General features: G+C 65.4%; 14 protein-coding genes. 11 read left to right on the forward strand and 3 right to left on the reverse strand.

Annotated features, from left to right (window positions below; genetic code table 11):
* Nucleotides 1-42 precede the first annotated feature (42 nt).
* The 9 genes from BMI88_RS03165 to BMI88_RS03205 all read left to right on the forward strand — a co-directional run bounded on the left by BMI88_RS03165 (nucleotide 43) and on the right by BMI88_RS03205 (nucleotide 13,875).
* Nucleotides 43-2,010 carry a bifunctional 2',3'-cyclic-nucleotide 2'-phosphodiesterase/3'-nucleotidase gene (locus BMI88_RS03165; RefSeq protein ID WP_146673459.1) on the forward strand — a complete coding sequence of 656 codons (1,968 nt, stop codon included), beginning with the start codon at nucleotides 43-45 and terminating at the stop codon, nucleotides 2,008-2,010.
* Nucleotides 2,011-2,202: 192 nt separating this feature from the next.
* Nucleotides 2,203-3,222 carry a substrate-binding domain-containing protein gene (locus tag BMI88_RS03170; RefSeq protein WP_078546004.1) on the forward strand — a complete coding sequence of 340 codons (1,020 nt, stop codon included), beginning with the start codon at nucleotides 2,203-2,205 and terminating at the stop codon, nucleotides 3,220-3,222.
* Nucleotides 3,223-3,517: 295 nt separating this feature from the next.
* On the forward strand, nucleotides 3,518-4,726 hold the full coding sequence (locus BMI88_RS03175; protein WP_078546006.1) for an efflux RND transporter periplasmic adaptor subunit: 1,209 nt from the start codon (nucleotides 3,518-3,520) through the stop codon (nucleotides 4,724-4,726).
* A gap of 7 nt (nucleotides 4,727-4,733) precedes the next feature.
* Nucleotides 4,734-7,820, forward strand: a complete 3,087-nt coding sequence (locus tag BMI88_RS03180) for an efflux RND transporter permease subunit (RefSeq protein ID WP_078546008.1) — start codon at nucleotides 4,734-4,736, stop codon at nucleotides 7,818-7,820.
* A gap of 172 nt (nucleotides 7,821-7,992) precedes the next feature.
* The gene (locus BMI88_RS03185) at nucleotides 7,993-8,178 is read left to right on the forward strand and encodes a PLDc N-terminal domain-containing protein (protein WP_078519794.1); all 186 of its coding nucleotides are present in this window, start codon (nucleotides 7,993-7,995) and stop codon (nucleotides 8,176-8,178) included.
* Nucleotides 8,179-8,203: 25 nt separating this feature from the next.
* Complete coding sequence (locus BMI88_RS03190) at nucleotides 8,204-9,859, forward strand: FMN-binding glutamate synthase family protein (RefSeq protein ID WP_078546010.1); 1,656 nt, start codon at nucleotides 8,204-8,206, stop codon at nucleotides 9,857-9,859.
* Between the two features lies 1 nt (nucleotide 9,860).
* Nucleotides 9,861-11,576 carry a thiamine pyrophosphate-dependent enzyme gene (locus BMI88_RS03195; protein ID WP_078546012.1) on the forward strand — a complete coding sequence of 572 codons (1,716 nt, stop codon included), beginning with the start codon at nucleotides 9,861-9,863 and terminating at the stop codon, nucleotides 11,574-11,576.
* 346 nt (nucleotides 11,577-11,922) lie between these two features.
* Complete coding sequence (locus BMI88_RS03200) at nucleotides 11,923-12,753, forward strand: fructosamine kinase family protein (RefSeq protein ID WP_078546014.1); 831 nt, start codon at nucleotides 11,923-11,925, stop codon at nucleotides 12,751-12,753.
* 63 nt (nucleotides 12,754-12,816) lie between these two features.
* The gene (locus BMI88_RS03205) at nucleotides 12,817-13,875 is read left to right on the forward strand and encodes an FUSC family protein (RefSeq protein WP_146673460.1); all 1,059 of its coding nucleotides are present in this window, start codon (nucleotides 12,817-12,819) and stop codon (nucleotides 13,873-13,875) included.
* Nucleotides 13,876-13,927: 52 nt separating this feature from the next.
* Here BMI88_RS03205 and ilvD read toward each other — a convergent pair whose 3' ends face one another.
* Nucleotides 13,928-15,763 (reverse strand): dihydroxy-acid dehydratase, encoded by a 1,836-nt coding sequence (gene ilvD / locus BMI88_RS03210; RefSeq protein WP_078546018.1) that lies wholly within the window; start codon nucleotides 15,761-15,763, stop codon nucleotides 13,928-13,930.
* Nucleotides 15,764-16,023: 260 nt separating this feature from the next.
* Here ilvD and BMI88_RS03215 point away from each other — a divergent pair, with 260 nt between their 5' ends.
* Both BMI88_RS03215 and pdeM read left to right on the forward strand, forming a co-directional pair.
* Nucleotides 16,024-18,429, forward strand: coding sequence for a ligase-associated DNA damage response DEXH box helicase (locus BMI88_RS03215; protein ID WP_078546020.1), 2,406 nt, complete (start codon nucleotides 16,024-16,026; stop codon nucleotides 18,427-18,429).
* Complete coding sequence (gene pdeM, locus BMI88_RS03220) at nucleotides 18,426-19,073, forward strand: ligase-associated DNA damage response endonuclease PdeM (RefSeq protein ID WP_078546022.1); 648 nt, start codon at nucleotides 18,426-18,428, stop codon at nucleotides 19,071-19,073. The genes BMI88_RS03215 and pdeM overlap by 4 nt, the downstream gene beginning before the upstream one ends.
* Here the strand turns inward: pdeM and BMI88_RS03225 are convergent.
* Nucleotides 19,046-19,549 carry a gamma-glutamylcyclotransferase family protein gene (locus BMI88_RS03225; RefSeq protein ID WP_078546024.1) on the reverse strand — a complete coding sequence of 168 codons (504 nt, stop codon included), beginning with the start codon at nucleotides 19,547-19,549 and terminating at the stop codon, nucleotides 19,046-19,048. The genes pdeM and BMI88_RS03225 overlap by 28 nt on opposite strands.
* The gene (locus tag BMI88_RS03230) at nucleotides 19,546-20,397 is read right to left on the reverse strand and encodes an aldose 1-epimerase family protein (protein WP_078546026.1); all 852 of its coding nucleotides are present in this window, start codon (nucleotides 20,395-20,397) and stop codon (nucleotides 19,546-19,548) included. Before BMI88_RS03230 ends, BMI88_RS03225 begins: the two co-directional genes overlap by 4 nt.
* Between the last annotated feature and the right edge of the window lie 631 nt (nucleotides 20,398-21,028).

Below are 21,028 nucleotides of genomic sequence, written 5' to 3' on the forward strand. Positions count from 1 at the left end.
AGCGCTCCGGCAAGGAGCCAATTGTCTCGGAGGATCCCCCTTATGTCGCTTATTTCGCGTCGCCAATTCCTGATCACCACCACCGCTGCGGGCGGTCTCACGCTGGTCCACCCGTTCACGGCGCGCGCCGCCGAAGGGCAGGCCCACCTGCGCCTGCTCTGCACGACCGATATTCACTGCCATATTCGGCCCTATGACTATTATGCCGACAAGCCCGTCGACACGGTCGGCCTGTCGCGCACCGCGACGCTGATCGAAGGCGTGCGGGCGGAAGCCGCGAACACGATGATGTTCGACAATGGCGACTACATGCAGGGCAACCCGATGGCCGATTACATCGCCTATTCCAAGGGGATGAAAGAGGGCGACACCCACCCGGTCATCGCGGGCATGAACCTGCTGGGCTATGACTGCGGCACGCTGGGCAATCACGAATTCAACTACGGGATGGATTTCCTCAAGAAGGTGAATGACCGCGCGAATTTCCCGATGGTCTGCGCGAACTTCGCCCATAAGCTCGGGGCTTCCCCGCGTGAGGATGACCTCTACCTGCCGCCCTACCTGATCCTCGATCGCGACCTGACAGACGGGGCGGGGAACAAGATGCCGATCCGCATCGGCGTGATCGGCTTCGTGCCGCCGCAGATCATGCAATGGGACCGTGCGCATCTCGAAGGCAACTACCAGACCCGCGACATCGTGGAGGCCGCGAAAGCCTGGGTGCCGCAGATCAAGGAAGAGGGCGCCGATCTCATCGTGGCGCTCGCCCATACCGGCATCGACAACGGACCGCAAAGCGACGGGATGGAGAACGCGGCCTTCTATCTCGCGGGTGTGGACGGGATCGACGCGGTGATCACCGGGCACCAGCACCTGAACTTCCCCGGCAAGGATTTCTCCGGCCCCGGCATCGACAACGACAAGGGCACGCTGCAGGGCAAGCCGGCGGTGCAGGCGGGCTTCTGGGGCAACCATATGGGCCTGATCGACCTGATGCTGAGCCGCGACGGCGGCAAGTGGAAGATCGACACCCATACCTCGGAAATTCGCCCGATCTTCGCGCGTGGCGAGGATCGTTCGATCACGCCGCTCACCACCGATTACGAACCGATCCTCGCCGCCACCGATCAGGTGCATGAAGAGACGCTGAAATATGTCCGCGCCAAGGTCGGCGAGACCGAAGCGCCGCTCTACTCCTACTTCGCGCTGGTGGCTGACGATCCGTCGGTGCAGATCGTCTCGAATGCGCAGCTTTGGTATGTGAAGAAGCTGCTGGAGGGCACGCCCGAAGGCAAGCTGCCGCTTCTCTCGGCGGCGGCGCCGTTCAAGGCGGGCGGGCGCGGCGGCCCGGATTACTTCACCGATGTTCCCAAAGGCCCGGTGGCTATCAAGAACGTCTCCGACCTCTACCTCTATCCGAACACGCTGCAGGCGGTGAAGGTCACCGGCGCGCAGGTGAAGGACTGGCTGGAGCGCTCGGCGGGCATGTTCAACCAGATCGATCCCGGCGCGAAGGATGCCAAGCTGCTGAACCCCGATTTCCCGTCCTATAATTTCGACGTGATCGACGGGGTGACCTATCAGATCGACATCACCCAGCCTGCCAAGTTCGACAAGGACGGTGCGGTGGTGAACGCCGATACGAACCGTATCGTCGATCTGAAATATGACGGCAAGCCGATCGACCCGAAGGCCGAGTTCGTGATCGCCACGAACAACTACCGCGCGTCGGGTGGCGGCAGCTTCCCCGGCGCGGATGGCTCGACGGTGATCTATCGCGCGCCCGACACCAACCGCGACGTGATCGTGCGCTACATCCACGACAAGGGCACGATCAACCCGAAGGCCGACGCCAACTGGTCCTTCGCGCCGGCGGATGGTGCGACCGTGCTGTTCGAGACCGGGCCGAAAGCGCAGGACTATCTCGAAGACGTCAAATCGCGCGGGCTGGATATCGAGCCCGCAGGCGACGGCGAGGGGGGCTTCGCGCTCTACCGCATCACGCTGTGAGGCGCTGATCGGACCGGCCGAGATTGAAAAGGGGCGCGTCGGCGTCCCTTTTCAATAAATGACACAGGGCCTCGCACGAAAGAGAGGGGCTGTGAGTGAGACGTGAGTGGGCGGGTGTGAACTCCACCTTAGGCTGAAGTGAGTGCGGCGATATTTCGCGCTGCATCATCACAACAGGGAGGAGAAATCACGATGGCATCGCTCAGGACAACCGCGCTCGCCGTGGCTGCAGGACTGGCGCTCACCGCGCCGATGGCACAGGCCCAGTCCAACGATGGGCAAAGCTGGCAGGAGCTTTCGGGCTATACCGACCAGCCGACGACCTTCAACCGCTCGGCCAGCATCTTCGCGCCTTGGGACAATCCGCCTTCGGATGCGAAGAACTTCACGGTGCCGGAGGTGAACAATCTTCCCGACCTGCATGGCGATATCGTCGATCCGCAACTGGTGATCTATTTCGCGGGCAATCAATACATGGTGGTGCAGGACCTGATCGCGGCCTTCCAGCGCGCCTATCCGCAATACAAGCGTATCTTCTACGTCACCCTGCCGCCGGGCATCCTGCTCGATGCGGTGAAGAACCATGACGGAGCCTTCGCCATCGGCAATCTGCGCATCGCGATGAAGCCCGACGTGCTGACCCGCGGCAAGGGCGCCATGGAGGCAATGCAGAAGGACGAGAAGGCCTTCTCCGATTTGCAGGACTATGCTGATAACGAACTGGCGCTGATGGTGGCGAAGGGCAATCCACTGCATATCCAGAGCCTCGCCGATCTGGCCGATCCTGCGACCCGCGTGACGATGCCGAACCCCGATTGGGAGGGCATCGCGAAGGTGATCGAGAAGAGCTACGTCAAGGCAGACGGGCAGGCGCTCGACGACAAGATCATGAAGGACAAGGTCCGGGACGGCTCGACCTACCTGACCCATATCCACCATCGCCAGTCGCCGATGCGGGTGATGGCGGGGCTCGCCGATGCCGCGCCGGTCTGGCTGACGGAGGCCGAGTTCCACTCCAAGCGGGCGGATGAAGGCATCGATATGGTCAAGCTGCCCGATAGCGAGAATTCGACTCTGACCTATACGGCTGGCGTGCTGAAGACGGCGCCACATCCGGAAGCCGCGAAGGATTTCGTGACCTTCCTGACTTCGAGCGACGGGCAGAAGATCTACCACAAATACGGTTTCGCCTCGCCCGGTACGTTGAACTGAACGGCTCCGTGACATGCGCCCTGAGCCGCCTCATCGCGAAATCGTGACATCATCTTCAGGCGCCGGAACAAGTGCCAGAGGACGGTCTCGCGTAAGGGTGAGATGCGTTCGAAACTCTGCTATTCCATTGAATAATAACAAGGATAAGGGGCACTTCGGTGCCCCTTGTTGCCGGTCCAGCCATGTGCAGGGCGCAAGTCCGCTCTCGCACACGTGGCGACAGAATGTCCGGAGCCTACCGTAGGAAAACCGAATTCCCCGGATCAAACGGGCTGCGGACAGGAGAACGACAGGAATGGGTTTAGGTAAGTGGACGTCGCGCGCGGCGGTGGGGACGCTGGTGGCCGTGGCAATTGCAACGGGCGCGATGGCGCAAGGAATGCCGGGTGGCACTCAAGGCCCGACCGAGGTCGGCGTGAAGCAGGTCGAGACGCAATCGGTGCCTTACACAGTCACCCTGCCGGGCCGCGCGGTGGCTTTTGAGCAGACCGATATCCGCCCGCGCGTCGCGGGCACCATTGCCTCCATCGACTACGAGGCGGGCCACAAGGTCGCGACGGGCGACGCGCTGTTTCACATCGACGACGACACTTATCAGGCCGAACTGACCGCAGCCGAGGCCGAGAAGGCGAGCGCCGACGCCAATGTGCAGGCCGCGCAGTCGCAGGTGGACCGCTACACCAAGCTTGAGAAGACCTCGATCTCGGTGAGCGATCTGGAGACGGCCAGGGTCACGCTGGCCCAAGCCAAGGCCTCAGCGTTGAGTGCCGAGGCCGATCTGCAGACCGCGCAGCTCAACCTCGACCGCACGGTGATCCGCTCGCCGATCGACGGCTATCCGGATGTGGCCAACGTCTCGGTCGGCTCGCTGGTTACTGCGAACCAGTCCGATGCGCTGACCACGGTGACGCGGCTCGATCCGATCTATGTCGATGTCTCGGAAAGTGCGGCACGGATCATGCGGGTGCGCCAGCGGATTGACCAAGGCTCCTTGCAGCGCGGCGATCAGTTGAAGGTTTCGCTGCTGCTGGAGACGGGTGAGGAATATGACGGCACCGGCACGCTGGTCAGCCCTGGTGCGACTGTCTCCTCGACAACGGGCACGGTGGATTTCCGGTTCAAGTTCGACAATCCCGACCGAATGATCCTGCCGGGTCAGTTTCTGCGCGCGAAGATCACGCTGGGCACGACGCAGGCGATCCTCGTGCCGCAGCGCGCAACCACGCGGGAAGGGGATGGGTCGCTCTCGGCCTTTATTGCCGCCGATGGCACGGCGAAGAAGGTGACGCTGACGACGGCGGGCACCTATCAGAACGCGTGGATCGTGACAGACGGCATCGAGAGCGGCGATCAGGTGATCCTCGACGGGCTGAAGAACCTGCGCGACGGGGCCGAGATCAAGACGGTGCCGGTGACGATCAACGCGCAGGGCGTTGTGAAGGATGCCACGGATAGCTCCGACAATTCCGCCGATGCAGCCAACGACACGGCGAAGGCGGAGTGAACCCGACATGATCCGTTTCTTCATCCATCGCCCCGTCTTCGCGATCGTGCTCGCGCTGGTCACGATGCTCGCCGGCGGCTACGCGATCACCCAGCTGCCCGTGTCGCAATACCCGGAAGTCGCGCCGACCACGATCCGCATTTCCGCCAGCTATTCCGGGGCTACCGCGCAGGCGGTCGAGAACTCGGTGACGACGCCTATCGAAGACTCGCTGACCGGACTCGACGGGCTGCTCTACATGGAGAGCTCGTCCAATCAGGGTTCGGCGCGGCTGACGCTGACCTTTGACGGCTCTGTCGATCCGATCGACGCCGAGAACGAGGTGCAGACCAAGATCCGCAAGGTCGAGAATTCGCTCCCCGATGCGGTGCAGTCGTCGGGGGTGAGCGTGTCGCGCTCGTCCTCGGATATCCTGATGGTCGGCGCACTCGTCTCGACCGACGGGAAATATTCGACCGTCGAGCTGGGCAACCTGCTCGACACCGAAGTGAAAGGCGCGATCGAGCGCACCGCAGGCGTGGGCGGGATCAATGTCTTCGGCTCCGGCTACGCGATGCGGGTCTGGCTCGATCCCTACAAGCTCGAGCAATATCAGCTGACGCCGACCGACGTGACCTCGGCCGTGCAGGCGCAGAACACGACCGTTTCGGTCGGTTCGCTCGGCGATCTGCCAACGACCGAAGGGCAGCAATTCACCGCGACCATCACCGCGCAGAGCCAGCTGACCTCGGTCGAGCAGTTCGAGAAGATTCTTCTCAAGACCGAGGCCGACGGCTCGGCGGTCTATCTGGGCGACGTGGCGCGGATCGAGATCGGGCAGGAGGATTACGGCAGCAATTCCAAGTTCAGCGGGATGAATGCGGCGGGGTTCGGCGTGAACCTCGCGAACGGTGCCAATGCGGTGGATACGGCCTCGGCGGTGCGTGCGACGCTGGACCGGATGTCGTCGTCGTTGCCCGAAGGCGTCGAATTCCAGATCGCCTACGACACCTCGCCCTTCGTGCAGCTCTCCATCGAGAAGGTCTATCACACGCTGGCCGAGGCGATCGTGCTGGTGCTGCTGGTGATCCTCGTCTTCTTGCAGAAATGGCGCGCGACCCTGATCCCGATCGTCGCGGTTCCCGTGGTGCTGCTGGGCACATTCGCGGTGCTGCTGGTCGCGGGCTATTCGATCAACACGCTGACCATGTTCGCGATGGTGCTGGCGATCGGCCTGCTGGTCGATGACGCGATCGTCGTGGTGGAGAATGTCGAGCGCGTGATGGAGGAGGAGGGCCTCAGCCCCCTCAAGGCCACCGAGAAAAGCATGTCGCAGATCACCGGCGCGCTGATCGGGGTGGCGCTGGTGCTCTCGGCGGTCTTCCTGCCGATGGCCTTCTTCCCGGGCTCGACGGGGGTGATCTACCGGCAGTTCTCGGTGACGATCATCACGGCGATGGTGCTCTCTGCCGTGGTCGCGCTGATCCTGACGCCTGCGCTGGCGGCAAAGCTGCTGCGGCCTTCGACGGGTCGAGCGATTGCGCCTGCGCGCGCCTTCAACACGGGCTTCGCGAAGATGCAGGGCGGCTACGCGGGCGCGGTGGCCCGTATCGTGCGCAAACCTTTCCTGATGGCGCTGGTTCTCGTGCTGGTGCTGGCGGGTGCTTGGGGCGTGATGACGCGGCTGCCCTCGTCCTTCCTGCCGCAGGAAGATCAGGGCGTGCTGATGGCGATGGTGAATCTGTCCGAGGGGTCGACCACGGCGCAGACGTCGGATGTGGTCGACCAGATCACGCAATACCTGCTGACGCAGGAGAAATCGGATGTGTCGTCGGTCTTCGCGACGCTCGGGTTCTCCTTCGGCGGCGGAGGGCAGAACACCGCGATGGTCTTCGCCAAGCTCAAGGATTTCGACGACCGTACCGGCGCGGATCAGACCGCTGCCGCCATCTCGGGCCGGGCCAATGCGCATTTCGCGGGGCTGCGCGCGGGGCAGGTCTTCTTCCTGCAACCGCCCGCGATCCGCGGTATCGGCAACTCCTCGGGTTTCCAGATGTATCTGGTGGATCAGGGCAATAACGGCACGACGGCCTTGAAGGAGGCGGGCGAGCAGCTCGTGGCCGAGGCGAAATCCGACAGCCGCCTGACCAATGTCCGCGTCAGCGGCGACGAGAACAAAGCGGCGCTGCAGCTCGATATCGACCAGCAGAAGGCCGAAAGCTTCGGGCTGACGCTGAGCAATCTCAATTCGATGCTCTCGGTGATCTTCAGCGGGAGATCGGTGAACGACTTCGATCTCAACGGCAATCTGCGCCCGGTGATCGTGCAGGCGGATGCGCCTTACCGGATGCAGCCGGAGGATATCGACACTTGGTATGCGCGCAACGCCTCTGGTGAAATGGTGCCGTTCTCGTCTTTCGCGACGACGAAATGGGTCTCCGTCGCGCCGAAACTGTCGCGCTATGACGCGGCCAATGCGATCGAGATCTCGGGTCAGGCTTCGGACAGCGCAAGCTCCGGCGCGGCGATGGACGCGATGGAGCAGCTGGTCAGTGACCTGCCCGGCGGCTACGCGGTTGCCTGGACGGGGCTGAGCTATCAGGAACGCCAGTCCGGCGATCAGGCGCCCTATCTCTATGCGCTCTCGGTGCTGGTCGTCTTCCTCTGCCTCGCCGCGCTATACGAGAGCTGGTCGATCCCGCTTTCGGTGATGCTCGCCGTGCCGGTGGGGGTTCTGGGGGCGCTGGTCTCGGCTTGGGTCTTCGGGCAGTCGAATGACGTCTACTTCAAGGTGGGTATCCTCACGACCATAGGTCTGGCGGCGAAGAACGCGATCCTGATCGTGGAATTCGCCAAGAACCTCGAAGCCGAGGGCAAGGAACTGATCCCCGCGACCATCGAGGCGGCGCGGCTCCGCCTGCGCCCGATCCTGATGACCTCGCTCGCCTTCATGCTGGGCGTGGTGCCGCTGGCGATCGCGACCGGGGCAGGGGCCTCGGCACAGAACGCGATCGGCATCGGTGTGCTGGGCGGCATGGCGGCGGCGACCTTCATCGGCGTCTTTATGGTGCCCGCCTTCTACGTCCTGATCCGCAAGCTGACGCCGGGGCGCTGAGGCGAAGGCGCGATCCCAATGCCAAGGCGGCCGCTGTACGCGCGCGACCGCCTTGGCGATCAATCACTTCCGCTTGAAACGGGGAAAGCAGGGAACAAAGCGCTGAAGGCGCAAGTTTCCCTGCCAAGGAACGCCGGTAAGTGCCGGAAAAAACCGATAAAGGAGTGAAGTTATGCTGAGCATGATCGGGGGCCTCGTCGTCCTCATCCTCGATATCTGGGCCATCGTGTCGATCCTTGGCTCGGGCGAATCCACCGGCAAGAAAGTGCTGTGGATCCTGTTGATCGTCATCCTGCCGATTATCGGCTTCATCATCTGGCTGCTCGTCGGGCCGAAAGGCGCCAAGGCGACAGTGTAAGTCATGCAGAGCCGGGAGGGACGATATGAACAGCATCATCCGCAACATCGTCCCTCTCGGCTCGCTCTTGATGTCTGTGCTGGCGCTCGCGCTGGCCGTCTGGATCAGCCCCTGGTGGCTGATCCTTTTGCTTGTGACGGTGCCGCTTCTGGCGCTCGGCCTCTACGACTACTTTCAGAAGGACTGGACGATCACGCGCAACTATCCGGGCGCGGCGCGCATCCGCTGGCTCGCCTACGATCTGCGGCCCTTCCTGCGCGCCTATATCGTCGAGGGTGATCTGGAGGGCAAACCCTACCCCTACGAGGCGCGCAACCTCGTTCATGCGCGGGCGCGGGGCCGGACCGATACCCATCCCTTCGGCACTGAGCGCGATGTGGAAGGCGCTGAATATCAATGGGTGAACCATTCCATCGCGCCCGCTGAGCATCCCGACAAAAGCCCCCGCGTGACGGTCGGCAACGATCAATGCGCCAAGCCCTATTCGGCGTCGGTGCTCAATATCTCGGCCATGTCCTTCGGCGCGCTGTCGGCCAATGCGGTCGAGGCGCTGAACCTCGGGGCCAAGCAGGGCGGGTTCTACCACGACACGGGCGAGGGAGGCTTCTCTCCCTATCACCAGAGCCATGGCGGCGACATCGTCTGGGAACTGGGCTCGGGCTATTTCGGGGCGCGCGACGATGCGGGGAATTTCGACCCGGAGCTGTTCAAGGATCAGGCCAGCCGCGATCAGGTCAAGATGACCGAGATCAAGCTGAGCCAAGGCGCGAAGCCCGGTCATGGCGGCTTGCTGCCTGCGGCGAAAGTCACCGAGGAGATTGCCGAGACCCGCAAGGTGCCCGCGCATCAGGACTGCCTGTCTCCGCGCGGCCATAGGGCGTTTTCGACGCCCGCGCAGATGATGGAATTCGCGGCGAAGATGCGCGATCTCTCGGGCGGCAAGCCCGTGGGTATCAAGCTGTGCATCGGCCAGCCGCATGAGGCCTTCGCGGTCGTGAAGGCGATGCAGAAGACCGGCATCTATCCCGATTTCGTCGTCGTCGACGGCGCCGAGGGAGGCACCGGGGCCGCGCCGCTGGAGCTGTCGGATCATGTGGGGATGCCGCTGACCGACGGGCTCGTTCTGATGCGCAACGCTCTGGTCGGCGCGGGCGTGAAGGACAAGGTGCGGCTGGCGGCGTCCGGCAAGGTCTATTCCGGCTATGGGCTGGCGCAGAACCTCGCGATCGGGGCGGATTGGTGCAATGCCGCGCGGGCCTTCATGTTCTCGATCGGCTGCATTCAGGCGCAGCGGTGCCATTTGGGCACCTGCCCGACCGGGGTGACCACGCAGGACAAGAGCCGCCAACGCGGCCTCGTACCCGAGGTGCAGGGCCCCCGTGCCGCGCGCTTTCACGCCAAGACGCTGGAGGCGCTTGCCGACATCGTCGCAGCCGCCGGGCTGGAGCATCCGAGCGAGCTGCAGCCCCATCACATCGTGCATCGCACTGCCGTGCGCGAGGCCCGCACCATCGACAAGATTTATCCCTTTTTGCCCGCGAACATCCTCAACGACGATCCGGGCAGCACCGATTACGCGGACTGGTGGGAAGCGGCCGATGCCGACAGCTTCAAGCCGCGCATCGACCTCGATGCCAAGCGTACCAGCCTGCATCACAAAGCCGAATTGAAAGAGGCCTGACATGAGCAAGAGCGTATCCGACATCATCGCCGAAACCCTCGTTTCGGCGGGGGCGCAGCGCGTCTACGGGATCGTGGGCGACACGATCAATCACTTCACCGATGCGGTACGCCGCTCGGACCTGAGCTGGGTCCATGTGCGCCATGAAGAGGTCGGCGCGCTCGCGGCAGGTGGCGAGAGCTACATGACCGGGGAGCTGTCGGTCTGCGCGGGGACCACCGGGCCCGGGAGCCTGCATTTCGTCAACGGTATCTTCGAGAGCCACCGAAACGGCGCGCCCGTGGTGCTGATTGCCTCGAATATCGAGCGCGCGGAGGAGGGCTTGGGTTTCCCGCAGGAGGTCGATCAGAAGAAAATCTACGAGCAGGCTTCGGTGTTCTGCGAACGGATCAGCCATCCCGATCAGGCCCGCCGGATCACCGCGCAGGCGGCGCAGGCGGCGCTGACCAAGGGCGGCGTCGCGGTGGTCATCGTCAATGGCGACATGTTCCGCGAGACCGCGAAGGACGATCTGCACTGGGCCGTGCATCGCCCGCGGCCGGTGATGCGCCCGTCGGAGGCGGAACTGGACGCGCTGGCGGGCATGATCGCCGAAGCCGAGCGGATCACGATCTATGCGGGCATCGGCGCGCGCGGGGCCGCCGCGCAGATCCGGGCACTGTCGGAGCGCCTCGCCGCACCGGTCGCGCATACGACGCGGGCGAAGGAATTCATCGAGCCGGACATGCCCAACAATGTCGGCATGACCGGGATCCTGGGCAATCGCGCGGGTATGGAGGCAATGGGCGATTGCGACCTGCTGCTCTGTCTGGGCAGCGATTTCGCCTATACGCAGTTCTATCCCGGCAAGGCCAAGATCGTGCAGCTCGACATCGATCCCACCCGGCTGGGACGGCGCGCCCCGATCCATCTGGGACTTGCGGGCGATGTCGGCGACACGATCGACGCGCTGCTGCCGCGCCTTGTCCCGCGCGAGACCGGCAAGCATCTGGATCGGGCGCTCAAGAGCTATGCCGAGGACCTCAAGGGCTACCTCGATAGCGCGGAAGAACCCGACCCGAGCCTGATCCACCCGCAGCACCTGACCGAGCTGCTCGACCGGTTCGCGGCGAAGGATGCGATCTTCACTGCGGATGGCGGCTCGCCCATGGTCTGGCTGCTGCGTCACCTCTCGGCCAATGGCGAGCGGCGCTTCCTGACCTCGCTGTTGCACGGGACGATGGCGAACGCCTATCCGCAGGCACTGGGCATTCAGGAGGCATACCCCGAGCGGCAGGTGATCGCGATGTGCGGCGATGGCGGAATGACCATGCTGATGGGCGACCTGCTGACGCTGGTGCAGGAGAAACTGCCGGTTAAACTGCTCGTCTACAACAACGCCTCGCTGGGCTTCGTGGAGATGGAGCAGCGGGTGGAGGGGATGCTCGACGCCTTCACCGAGCTGCACAACCCGGATTTCGGCGCGATGGCGCGCGCAATCGGGATGCAGGGCGCGCGGGTCGAGAACGCGACAGAGCTCGACGGCGCGGTGCGGGACTGGCTCGCCGCACCGGGGCCTGCGCTGCTCGACGTGAAGGTGAACCGGATGGAGCTGGTGATGCCGCCGAAGATCAAACCGGCACAGGTGGGCTCTACCGCACTCTTCGGCGTCAAGGCGGTGCTCAACGGGCGTGCCGATGAGGTGGTCTCGCTGATGCGCGACAACTTCCTGCGCTGACCGGGGCCGGGGCTAAACGCAGCCGCCGCAAGGGGTTCGCGGCGGCTGCTACCCGACGGAGACGAGTGTGGGGATATCTCCGTCAGGGTCTCGTGTTGCCCCCCGAGGGACAGAAACGGACAAATCCTCCGGCCCGAGCGCGCTGCACGCATTGTCTCGGCACGAAGGCGTCCAAAATGTCTATGCTGCACGAAGGGCTGACCCGCCACGGGGAGGCTGATCGATGGCAACAAAGGGCATTTGCACCGGATGGAACCCGTCACGCAACCGTAATCCTGTCGTACAGGGCGGATATTCGCCTGTGGTGCCGCAAGAAAAGGCAAACGACCGAAAACAGGAGGGCGACATGGACGAAACGGCGCGGATATTGGCAGAGGCCGCGCGCCTGCTGGAAATCACCCCGCGAAGGGCCGAGCCGCTGGCGGGCGGCGATCTGAGCCCGGTGCTGGCGCTAGACCTGCCGACCGGAGAGCGGGTGATCGCCAAGGGCGGGCCTCACCCCGAGATCGAGGCGGAGATGTTGAGTGCGCTCGCTGAGGCGGGCGCGCGGGTGCCGAAGGTGATCGCGGCCTCTCGGGTCTGCCTCGTGATAGAGGCTTTGCCGCAGCGCGGAGGCCTAAGGGGGGCAGGCTGGCTGGAACTGGGCGAGATGCTTCGGCGCCAACACCGCGCGGCTGGGGCACCGGATGAGGCGCCCTACGGCTGGTCCGACGATTACGCCTTCGGCCCGGTGCCGATCCCGAACGCAGCGCGCCCGACATGGCCCGAATTCTGGGCCGAGGCGCGGCTGCGCCCGTCGCTGCCTGCCTTGCCCGCGCCACTCGCCCGCCGTGTCGAGAAACTGGCGGACCAGATCGACGAGCATCTGCCGCCGCGCCCGTTCCCGTCCTTGCTGCATGGCGATCTCTGGGCGGGCAATGTGCTGGCCGATCAGGGACATCTGAGCGGGTTGATCGACCCGGCCTGCTATTACGGTGACGGCGAGGTCGATCTCGCGATGCTCCATCTCTTCGGCGCGCCCGGGCCGGAATTCGCCGCTGGTTACGGCGCGCTTGAACCCGGCTGGCAGGCGCGGCGGGCGATCTATCAACTCTGGCCTGCGCTGGTGCATCTGCGCCTGTTCGGTTCGGGCTATCACGGAATGGTGGCGGGTCTTCTTGACCGGATCGACGTCTAGCGCGGAACCAGCGCGTCGGTAAGGCGCTTTGCCTGCATCGAAAGGTGGTACACGGTGCAATTGGTGACTATCTCCCCTACGCAACTTCAGAAGTTGAACTGGTCGCGCGGCTTGCCCGCAGCGCTTGCGCTGAGCGGGCTGGTCGCGATCGTGCTGTCACTCGATCTGCCGCGCGGGCAGGAACTCGCGGCGCTTGGCGCGGGCTTCGCCACCTCGACGGGGCAGGGCAAGTCGATCCGCAATCGGCGCTGGCCGGTCACCTTCCTCGATATTGCGGGCAAACTGGTCGGGATCTTCGCCGGCATGATCGCCGCGAAGGTCATGATCGGGGGTGTCGCGCTGAGCGTACCGGGAATGCTGCTTGGCGCGTTCGCCGTTGGCCTGCTCTCGCGCCGCGATATGAGCCTGTGGTGGCTGTTTCTGCAAAGCTGGCTGTTCTTCTCGCTCTCGACCTTCCTCGTGCAGTTCATCCCGTCGCCCGGGCCGGTACTGCTCGCCGTCGGCGGCGCGATGGTCTGGGTCTTGGCGGTGGAAGAGGCGGTGCGGGTGATCTGGAAACACTTCGCGCCGAAGACGGGGCCGAAGCTCGATGGGCAGGTGCCGCCCGATGGCGTTGCGCCGCTCAACTCGCTGATCGGTCAGGGGCTGCAGGCGATGGGCGCGGTGGGCTTGTCCTACGGGATCGCAGTGGCTTTCTCGATCAATCACCCCTACTGGGCGCCGCTCTCGGCGCTGTTGATGCTTCGCCCGCGTCCCGGCATGACATGGGACCGGGTGCTGGTGCGCAGCCTCGCGACCCTCGCAGGCGGGCTGGGGGCGAGCCTGCTTGTGCTGTGGCTGGGGCCAGACAGTTTCGTGATGCCGGGGCTCTATGTGATCTTCGGCGTGACTGCGATCCTGTTCGCGCCGCCCGCGCATTACCCGACCTTTGTGGCCTTCCTGACCGCGCTGATCGTGGTGATGGTCTCGATGGGCAATGATGCGCCTTTGTCGAACGCTTGGGGCCGGGTCGCGGGGACGGTGCTGGGCGGGGTCTCGGCCTTGGCGATGAGCTACCTCGCCCATGCGATCCGCAAGCGGCTCGGTTGGGAAGAAAGCCTGCCCGAAAGCGATGCCGCCTGAATGAAAACGGCCGCCCCGAGAGGCGGCCGTTCCAATTCGCGTTCGGGTGCGATCACTCGGGCAGGATGCGCACGCCACCCTTCGCCGCCGAGCTGGCCAGCAGCGCATAGGCCTTGAGCGCGGTCGAGACAGCGCGCTTGCGCGGCTCTGCCGGTTTCCACGGCAGCGGCCCCATCGCCTCGCGGCGCGCGGCCAGAACGTTGTCGGCCACGGCGAGGTTGATCGTGCGGTTCGGGATGTCGATCTCGATGATGTCGCCGGTCTCGACGAGGCCGATCGTGCCGCCTTCTTCCGCTTCCGGGCTGACGTGACCGATCGAGAGGCCCGAGGTGCCGCCCGAGAAACGTCCGTCGGTCAGCAGCGCGCATTTCGCGCCGAGGCCCTTCGATTTGAGATAGGAGGTCGGGTAGAGCATTTCCTGCATCCCCGGACCGCCGCGCGGGCCCTCGTAGCGGATGATGACCACTTCGCCCTCGACGACCTTGCCGGTCAGGATGCCCGATACCGCGTCGTCCTGGCTCTCGTAGACTTTTGCGGGGCCCGAGAATTTCAGGATCGAGTCGTCGACGCCTGCGGTTTTCACGATGCAGCCCTGCTCGGCGATATTGCCGTAGAGCACCGCCAGACCGCCATCCTGCGAAAACGCATGTTCCGCGGTGCGGATCACGCCGCCCTCGCGGTCGCGGTCGAGCTCTTTGTAGCGGTTCTCGGTCGAGAAGGCCTGCGTCGTGCGCACGCCGCCCGGCGCCGCGCGGTAGAACTGATCTGTGGCGTCATCATTGGCGACCATCACGTCCCATTTCGACAGTGCCTCGGCCATCGTCTCCGAATGCACGGTGCGCACGTCCTGATGGATCAGACCGGCGCGGTTCATCTCGCCAAGGATACCCATGATGCCGCCCGCGCGGTGGACGTCTTCCATGTGGACGTCCTGCTTCGCCGGCGCCACCTTGCAGAACACCGGAACCTTGCGCGAGAGCCGGTCGATGTCTTCCATCGTGAAGTCGACCTTACCCTCATGCGCGATCGCCAGCAGGTGCAGCACGGTATTCGTGGACCCGCCCATCGCGATATCGAGGCTCATCGCGTTCTCGAAGGCTTCAAACGTCGCGATCTCGCGCGGCAGCAGGCCCTTGTCTTCCAGCTCGTAATGGCGGCGCGTGATCTCGACGATCTTGCGGCCCGCCTCGAGGAACAGCTCCTTGCGGTCGGCATGCGTCGCCAGCATCGAGCCGTTGCCCGGCAGCGCCAGACCCAGCGCTTCGGCGAGACAGTTCATCGAGTTCGCGGTGAACATGCCCGAGCACGACCCGCAGGTCGGGCAGGCGGCCTTCTCGATCGCGAGCACGTCCTCGTCGGAATATTTGTCGTCGGCAGCCGCCACCATCGCGTCGACCAGATCGAGGTCGTGACCGATGATTTCCGCGCCTTCCTTGCCGGCCTCCATCGGGCCGCCGGAAACGAAGATCACCGGAATGTTCAGGCGCATCGCGGCCATCATCATGCCGGGGGTGATCTTGTCGCAGTTCGAGATGCAGACCATCGCATCGGCGCAATGCGCGTTGACCATGTATTCCACGGAGTCCGCGATCACTTCGCGCGAAGGCAGCGAATAGAGCATCCCGTCATGGCCCATCGCGATCCCGTCATCGACCGCGATGGTGTTGAATTCCTTCGCGACGCCGCCCGCGCTCTCGATCTCGCGCGCGACCATCTGGCCGAGGTCCTTGAGGTGGACGTGACCCGGCACGAATTGGGTGAAGGAGTTCACGACCGCGATGATCGGCTTGCCGAAGTCGTCATCGGTCATGCCGGTTGCGCGCCACAGACCGCGCGCGCCCGCCATGTTTCGGCCATGGGTGGATCTACGGGAACGATAAAAGGCCATAAGATTTCCGTTTCTGTCGCGCCCGAGGGGACTCGGGCAATTTCCTGTCGCGGGCCTGAATATAACATGGATCGCCCGATGAACAGTGGCGAGATCGCGCGGGTGGGGTGTGCGATGGTGCGAGATGTTGGGGGAGGGGCGCGTCTCGGCGCAAAGGCTGATTGCTTTAAAGAAGGGGCGGGCGCGGCCCGAGCTGGCCGCCTGTGCCAAGAGGTGCCGCAAAGCTTGCGTATCCGCTCCTCACGCCTACCTTTCACGCGATGCCCGACACTGCCGCCACGCCCCTCCTGCCGCAACGCTTCGCCGACTGGTTCGCCAGCCGCGGCTGGCAACCGCACAGGCATCAGCTCGACGTGCTGGCCGCGCGCGAAGATACGCTGCTGATCGCGCCGACCGGGGGCGGCAAGACGCTGGCGGGGTTTCTGCCGTCGCTCGTCGATCTGGCCGAGGGATATGAGGGGCTGCACACTCTCTATGTCTCGCCGCTCAAGGCGCTGTCCAAGGACATCGCGCGCAACCTGCGCGCGCCGGTGGACGAAATCGGGCTGGACCTGCGGATCGAGGATCGCACCGGCGACACATCGGCCACGCAGCGTCGCCGCCAGCGGGTCGATCCACCACAGATTTTGCTGACGACGCCGGAGAGTCTCGCGCTGATGCTGTCCTACCCGGAAGCGCCGAAGATCTTCGCAGGCGTGAAGCGGGTGGTGCTCGATGAAATCCACGCGCTGGCAGAGAGCAAACGCGGCGATCAGCTGATGCTGGGCGTCGCGCGGCTGCGCAGCCTGTCGCCGGGCCTGACCGTCACGGGGCTGTCGGCCACGGTTGAAGCCCCGCAGGCGCTGGCCGATTTCATGGGCGGCGCGCGGGTGATCATGGCCGATCCAGGCCCGCCCCCCGATATCGAGATGCTGCCGACCGAGCGTCCCGCACCGTGGGCGGGCGGCGGCGGGCGGCACGCCGCGCGCGATGTGATGGCAGCGATCGAGGACGCGCGGCTCAGCCTTGTCTTCCTCAACACACGGGCGCAGGCCGAGCTGTTCTTTCAGGCGCTCTGGGAGGTGAACGACAACGCATTGCCGATCGGGCTGCATCACGGCTCGCTCTCGCGCGAGGCCCGCCACAAGGTCGAGGAGGCGATGGCCAGAGGCGAGTTGCGCGCGGTGGTCTGCACCGGCTCGCTCGATCTGGGGCTCGACTGGGGCGATGTCGATCTGGTCCTGCAGGTCGGCGCGCCGAAGAACGTCAAGCGCCTCGTGCAGCGGATCGGGCGCGCCAATCACCGCTATGACGAGCCCTCGCGCGCGCGGATCGTGCCTGCGAACCGCTTCGAGATTGTCGAATGCGCCGCCGCCTTGGAGGCCGTGCGCGAGAACGATTTGGACGGCGGCGGGCGGCGCTGGCGCGGGCCGCTCGACGTGCTGTGTCAGCATATCCTGCTGACCGCCTGCGCCGGGCCGTTCGAGGAGGATGCGCTTTATGCGGAGGTGTTGCGGGCGGGGCCCTACGCGCAGCTGCCGCGTGCCGATTTTGATGCCTGTCTCGAGTTCTGCGCCACCGGCGGCTACGCGCTGCGCGCCTATGACCGCTGGCAGCGGCTGTTGCAGCGCGAGGGCAAATGGCAGCTCCGCGATCCGCGCGCGACCCGCGACCTGCGGATGAATATCGGCACGATTACCGAGACCGAGAAGCTGAAAGTCCGCCGCAAATCCCGACGCGGCGGCACGCCCTTGGGCGAGGTTGAGGAAGGCTTCGCCGCGTCTCTCACCCCCGGCGACACGTTCCTAATCGGCGGGCAGGTTGTCCGCTACGAAGGTCTGCGCGAGATGGTCGTGGAGGTGACGAACGCCGCCACGCGCGAGCCGAAAATCGCCGTCTTCTCAGGGCTGAAGATGGCGACCTCGCTGGAGCTGTCGCAAAGGGTCCAACGCCTCATCGCCACGCCCGAGGACTGGGAGCAACTGCCGCCTGACACCCGCGACTGGCTGGCGCTGCAGCGCGAGATTTCCACGCTACCCGCCCCCGGCACGCTGACCTGCGAGACCTTTCTGCGCGGCGGGCGGGCGTTCTTCTGCCTCTACGGTTTCGCCGGGCGCAACGCGCATCAGACGCTCGCGCTGCTGCTGACGCACCGGATGGAGCAGGCGGGGCTCGGGCCGCTCGGGTTCGTGGCCACCGATTACGCGCTGCTGATCTGGTCGATCGATCTGGTCGAAGACCCCGCCCCGTTGCTATCGGCCGATGGGCTACGGGAAGGGCTGCGCGACTGGCTGGAGAGCAACGCGGTGATGAAGCGCGCCTTCCGCTCCATTGCCACGATCGCGGGCCTCATCCAGCGCAACCTGCCGGGGCAGCGCAAATCGGGAAAACAGGCGACGTTTTCGTCCGACATCCTTTACGACACCTTGCGCCGCTACGATCCCGACCACCTTCTGCTGCGCATCACCCGCGAGGAGGCGAGCCGCGGTCTCGTCGATTTCGAACGGATCGAGGAGATGCTGGCCCAGGGCAAGAGAATCGTGCATATCCGCGCCCCGCACGTGACGCCGCTGGCCGCGCCCTTGCTGTTGGAGCACGGGCAGGTCGGCATTCGCGGCGGCACGGGCGAGGCGCGGCTGATGGAAGAAGAGGCGCAGGCAATGATGCGCGAGGCGGGGCTGGAATGAGAGAGATCACCTTCGCGGGGCAGCGGCTCATCGCGCAACCATCGGGCGCGCTCTATTGGCCCGGGGAAGAGGCGCTGATCGTGGCCGATCTTCACCTGGGCAAGTCCGAGCGGATGGCGCGGCGCGGTGGTGCGCTTTTGCCGCCTTTCGAGAGCCTCGACACGGTGATCCGGCTGGAGGCTGAGGTGCTGCGGCTGCGGCCTTCGCGGCTGATCAGCCTTGGCGATGCGTTCGACGACGATGCGGCGGCGGGTGAGATCGCGCCCGAAATCGCCGGGCGGCTGACCCGCATCGCGGCGCAGACGAAGCTGCTATGGATCGCGGGAAACCATGACCCGATCGGCCTCGGGCAGACCGTGGAAGAGGCGCAAATCGGCCCGCTCACCCTGCGCCATATCGCAGGGCAGGGGCCGGACCTTTCTGGCCATTTCCACCCCAAAGCTCAGATCGCCCGGCGGTCGCATCGCGCGTTTCTGGTGGGGCGCGATCACCTGATCCTACCCGCTTTCGGCACATATACCGGGGGGTTGGATTGCGACGGGCCGGAGCTGTCGTCGCTGGTCGGGGCAGGCATCGCCGTGCTGACCGGGCCGGGCATGCCGGTGCGCCCGATCGGTCAGAGCGCCGCGCGCCAGTCGCGATAGCCCGCGCTGACCAACGCCTCGCGGGCGGCGATGAAACCAGGGCGGTCGGGCTCGGGGTCGGGGATCGGCTCGACATGCGCCAGATCGCCCAGGCCCAGCCCGTGCTCGCGCCGCCCCGCCCGGATCAGCGCCAGATACCACTCGAACGGCGCGATCCCGTCCCGGCGCTGAAGCGCGCGATAGGTGAAGGCGCGCTGGCCATCCTCGAGCACCAGCACGATCTTCTCGTAATGCAGTCCCGCGCCTTCGGCAGCATCGAGTGCGGGGATGTCGGTCTCCGTGATCTCGAACAGCACCCCTTGGGTGCGCGCCGCGCTTTCGGTGATCGTGGCCTTCGCGCTCCCATCGCGCCCGCGTTTCGAGAAATCGAGCGCATGTCCGGGCACCTCCGCCAACCCGAGCACGCGGGCCGAGGGGCAGCGCGCGGCAAGCCGCGAAGTCAGCAGGTTGGAGCCATAGGCGAGGTAGGGCATCATCCGCTTACCTGCAGGGTCATCGCGAATGTCTCCTGCCCGCCGGGGGCCAAGATCATGCTGTCGGGCCGCGCGGCCAGTTCCGGCCCGGCCCCTTCCGCAGCGGGCAGCCCGTGCCACGGCTCGATGCAAATGTACGGCGCACCGGGTTTCTGCCACAGCGCGAGATTGGGCAGGTTGGAAAAGCGGAAATCGAGCACCGGCGCCCCATCGGCGCGGTAGCGCAGCCCGTCGCCCGCGCCTTCGGGGAAGATCATCGCATCGTCCTCATACTGCGCCGGGTCGAGGGTCAGCGCGCCCGCCGTGAAGGGCGAGGGCATCCGCGCGCGCCCCAGCATCCCATCCGCGAGCCGCGCGAGCGCAGGCTCCGCCCCGTTGCGCAGCTCGATCCGATGCGGGCCCGTCGCGCCGGGCAGCGGCCAGCGGAAGGCGGGGTGAAAACCGAAGGAAAACGGCATCTCCCGGTCGCCCGCATTGCTGACCGTGGCGGTGACGCTCAGCTCTGCCCCCACGACCTCGTGGACGATCTCGAGGCGGAAATCGAACGGATAGGCCGCCGTCTCCTGCGAGGGTTCGAGCAGGTGACAGCAGCGGCTTTGCGTCAGCTCGGTCACGCGGAAGGGCAGGCGGCGGGCGAAGCCGTGCTTGGAGATCGCGTGGGGCGTGCCGTCGATCGTCACCCCGTCGGCCGCGGGAAGGCCGACGATGGGAAACAGGATCGGGGCCTGCCCGCTCCACCAGGCCGGGTCGCCCTCCCAGAGCAGCTCTTGCCCCTGATAGCTCAGCCCCTGCATCTCGGCGCCCAGATCGGCGATGGTGACGCTGAGGCTTTCGGTAGAAATCTGGGGCATATGTCGGGATCCGGAGGTTGTGACGTGTCGCGCCTTGGTATCGCGCCGCCGGAGATGATCCAAGCCCGTGTCCATTCGATGCCGAGTGAGGAGGGGTGAGCCGGGACTAGCGGCCTTCCAGTGGAAGGACGCCCGGCGAACGCCCGGAGCGCGAGCGAAGGGCCGGGCGGGCGCGTGTGGTGAGAGATCAGGGCAGCGCCCGAGCCTTGGGGTGAGCCGCGTCTCGGAAGGCTTCCAGTGGAAGCCTTCAGTGGCGAACGCGCCGCGCGTCGCGGCGCAGGGGGCGCTTCGCTGTCGTCTGGTTTGGGCGGTTTATCTTGCAAGCTCGAAGGACGGTGAGGCTGCGGGCTGCGTCGCCAATGCACCCTCCCGGGGGGAGGGGTGAGCCGGGAAGGGCGGCCTTCCAGTGGAAGGACGCCCGGCGAACGCCCGGAGCGCGAGCGAAGGGCCGGGCGGGCGCGTGTGGTGAGCGATGAGGGTAGCGCCCGACCCTGGGTGGGCGCTTCGCTGTCGTTTGGTTTGAGCGGTTTATTTTGCAAGCCCGGAGGACGGGGAGGCTGTGAACTGCATCGCCAATGCGCCCTCCCGGGGGGAGGGTCGGGCGCTGCCCGGGCTGGTCGCCCGGGCCGAA

Source organism: Thioclava sp. F36-6 (assembly GCF_002020305.1).
Taxonomy (GTDB): domain Bacteria; phylum Pseudomonadota; class Alphaproteobacteria; order Rhodobacterales; family Rhodobacteraceae; genus Thioclava; species Thioclava sediminum.

Bases quoted from the DNA above. Each gene is read 5' to 3' on its own strand.
- BMI88_RS03165 (WP_146673459.1), top strand. From the start codon at position 43: ATGTCGCTTATTTCGCGTCGCCAATTCCTGATCACCACCACCGCTGCG.
- BMI88_RS03170 (WP_078546004.1), top strand. From the start codon at position 2,203: ATGGCATCGCTCAGGACAACCGCGCTCGCCGTGGCTGCAGGACTGGCG.
- BMI88_RS03175 (WP_078546006.1), top strand. From the start codon at position 3,518: ATGGGTTTAGGTAAGTGGACGTCGCGCGCGGCGGTGGGGACGCTGGTG.
- BMI88_RS03180 (WP_078546008.1), top strand. From the start codon at position 4,734: ATGATCCGTTTCTTCATCCATCGCCCCGTCTTCGCGATCGTGCTCGCG.
- BMI88_RS03185 (WP_078519794.1), top strand. From the start codon at position 7,993: ATGCTGAGCATGATCGGGGGCCTCGTCGTCCTCATCCTCGATATCTGG.
- BMI88_RS03190 (WP_078546010.1), top strand. From the start codon at position 8,204: ATGAACAGCATCATCCGCAACATCGTCCCTCTCGGCTCGCTCTTGATG.
- BMI88_RS03195 (WP_078546012.1), top strand. From the start codon at position 9,861: ATGAGCAAGAGCGTATCCGACATCATCGCCGAAACCCTCGTTTCGGCG.
- BMI88_RS03200 (WP_078546014.1), top strand. From the start codon at position 11,923: ATGGACGAAACGGCGCGGATATTGGCAGAGGCCGCGCGCCTGCTGGAA.
- ilvD (WP_078546018.1), bottom strand. From the start codon at position 15,763: ATGGCCTTTTATCGTTCCCGTAGATCCACCCATGGCCGAAACATGGCG.
- BMI88_RS03215 (WP_078546020.1), top strand. From the start codon at position 16,024: ATGCCCGACACTGCCGCCACGCCCCTCCTGCCGCAACGCTTCGCCGAC.
- pdeM (WP_078546022.1), top strand. From the start codon at position 18,426: ATGAGAGAGATCACCTTCGCGGGGCAGCGGCTCATCGCGCAACCATCG.
- BMI88_RS03225 (WP_078546024.1), bottom strand. From the start codon at position 19,549: ATGATGCCCTACCTCGCCTATGGCTCCAACCTGCTGACTTCGCGGCTT.
- BMI88_RS03230 (WP_078546026.1), bottom strand. From the start codon at position 20,397: ATGCCCCAGATTTCTACCGAAAGCCTCAGCGTCACCATCGCCGATCTG.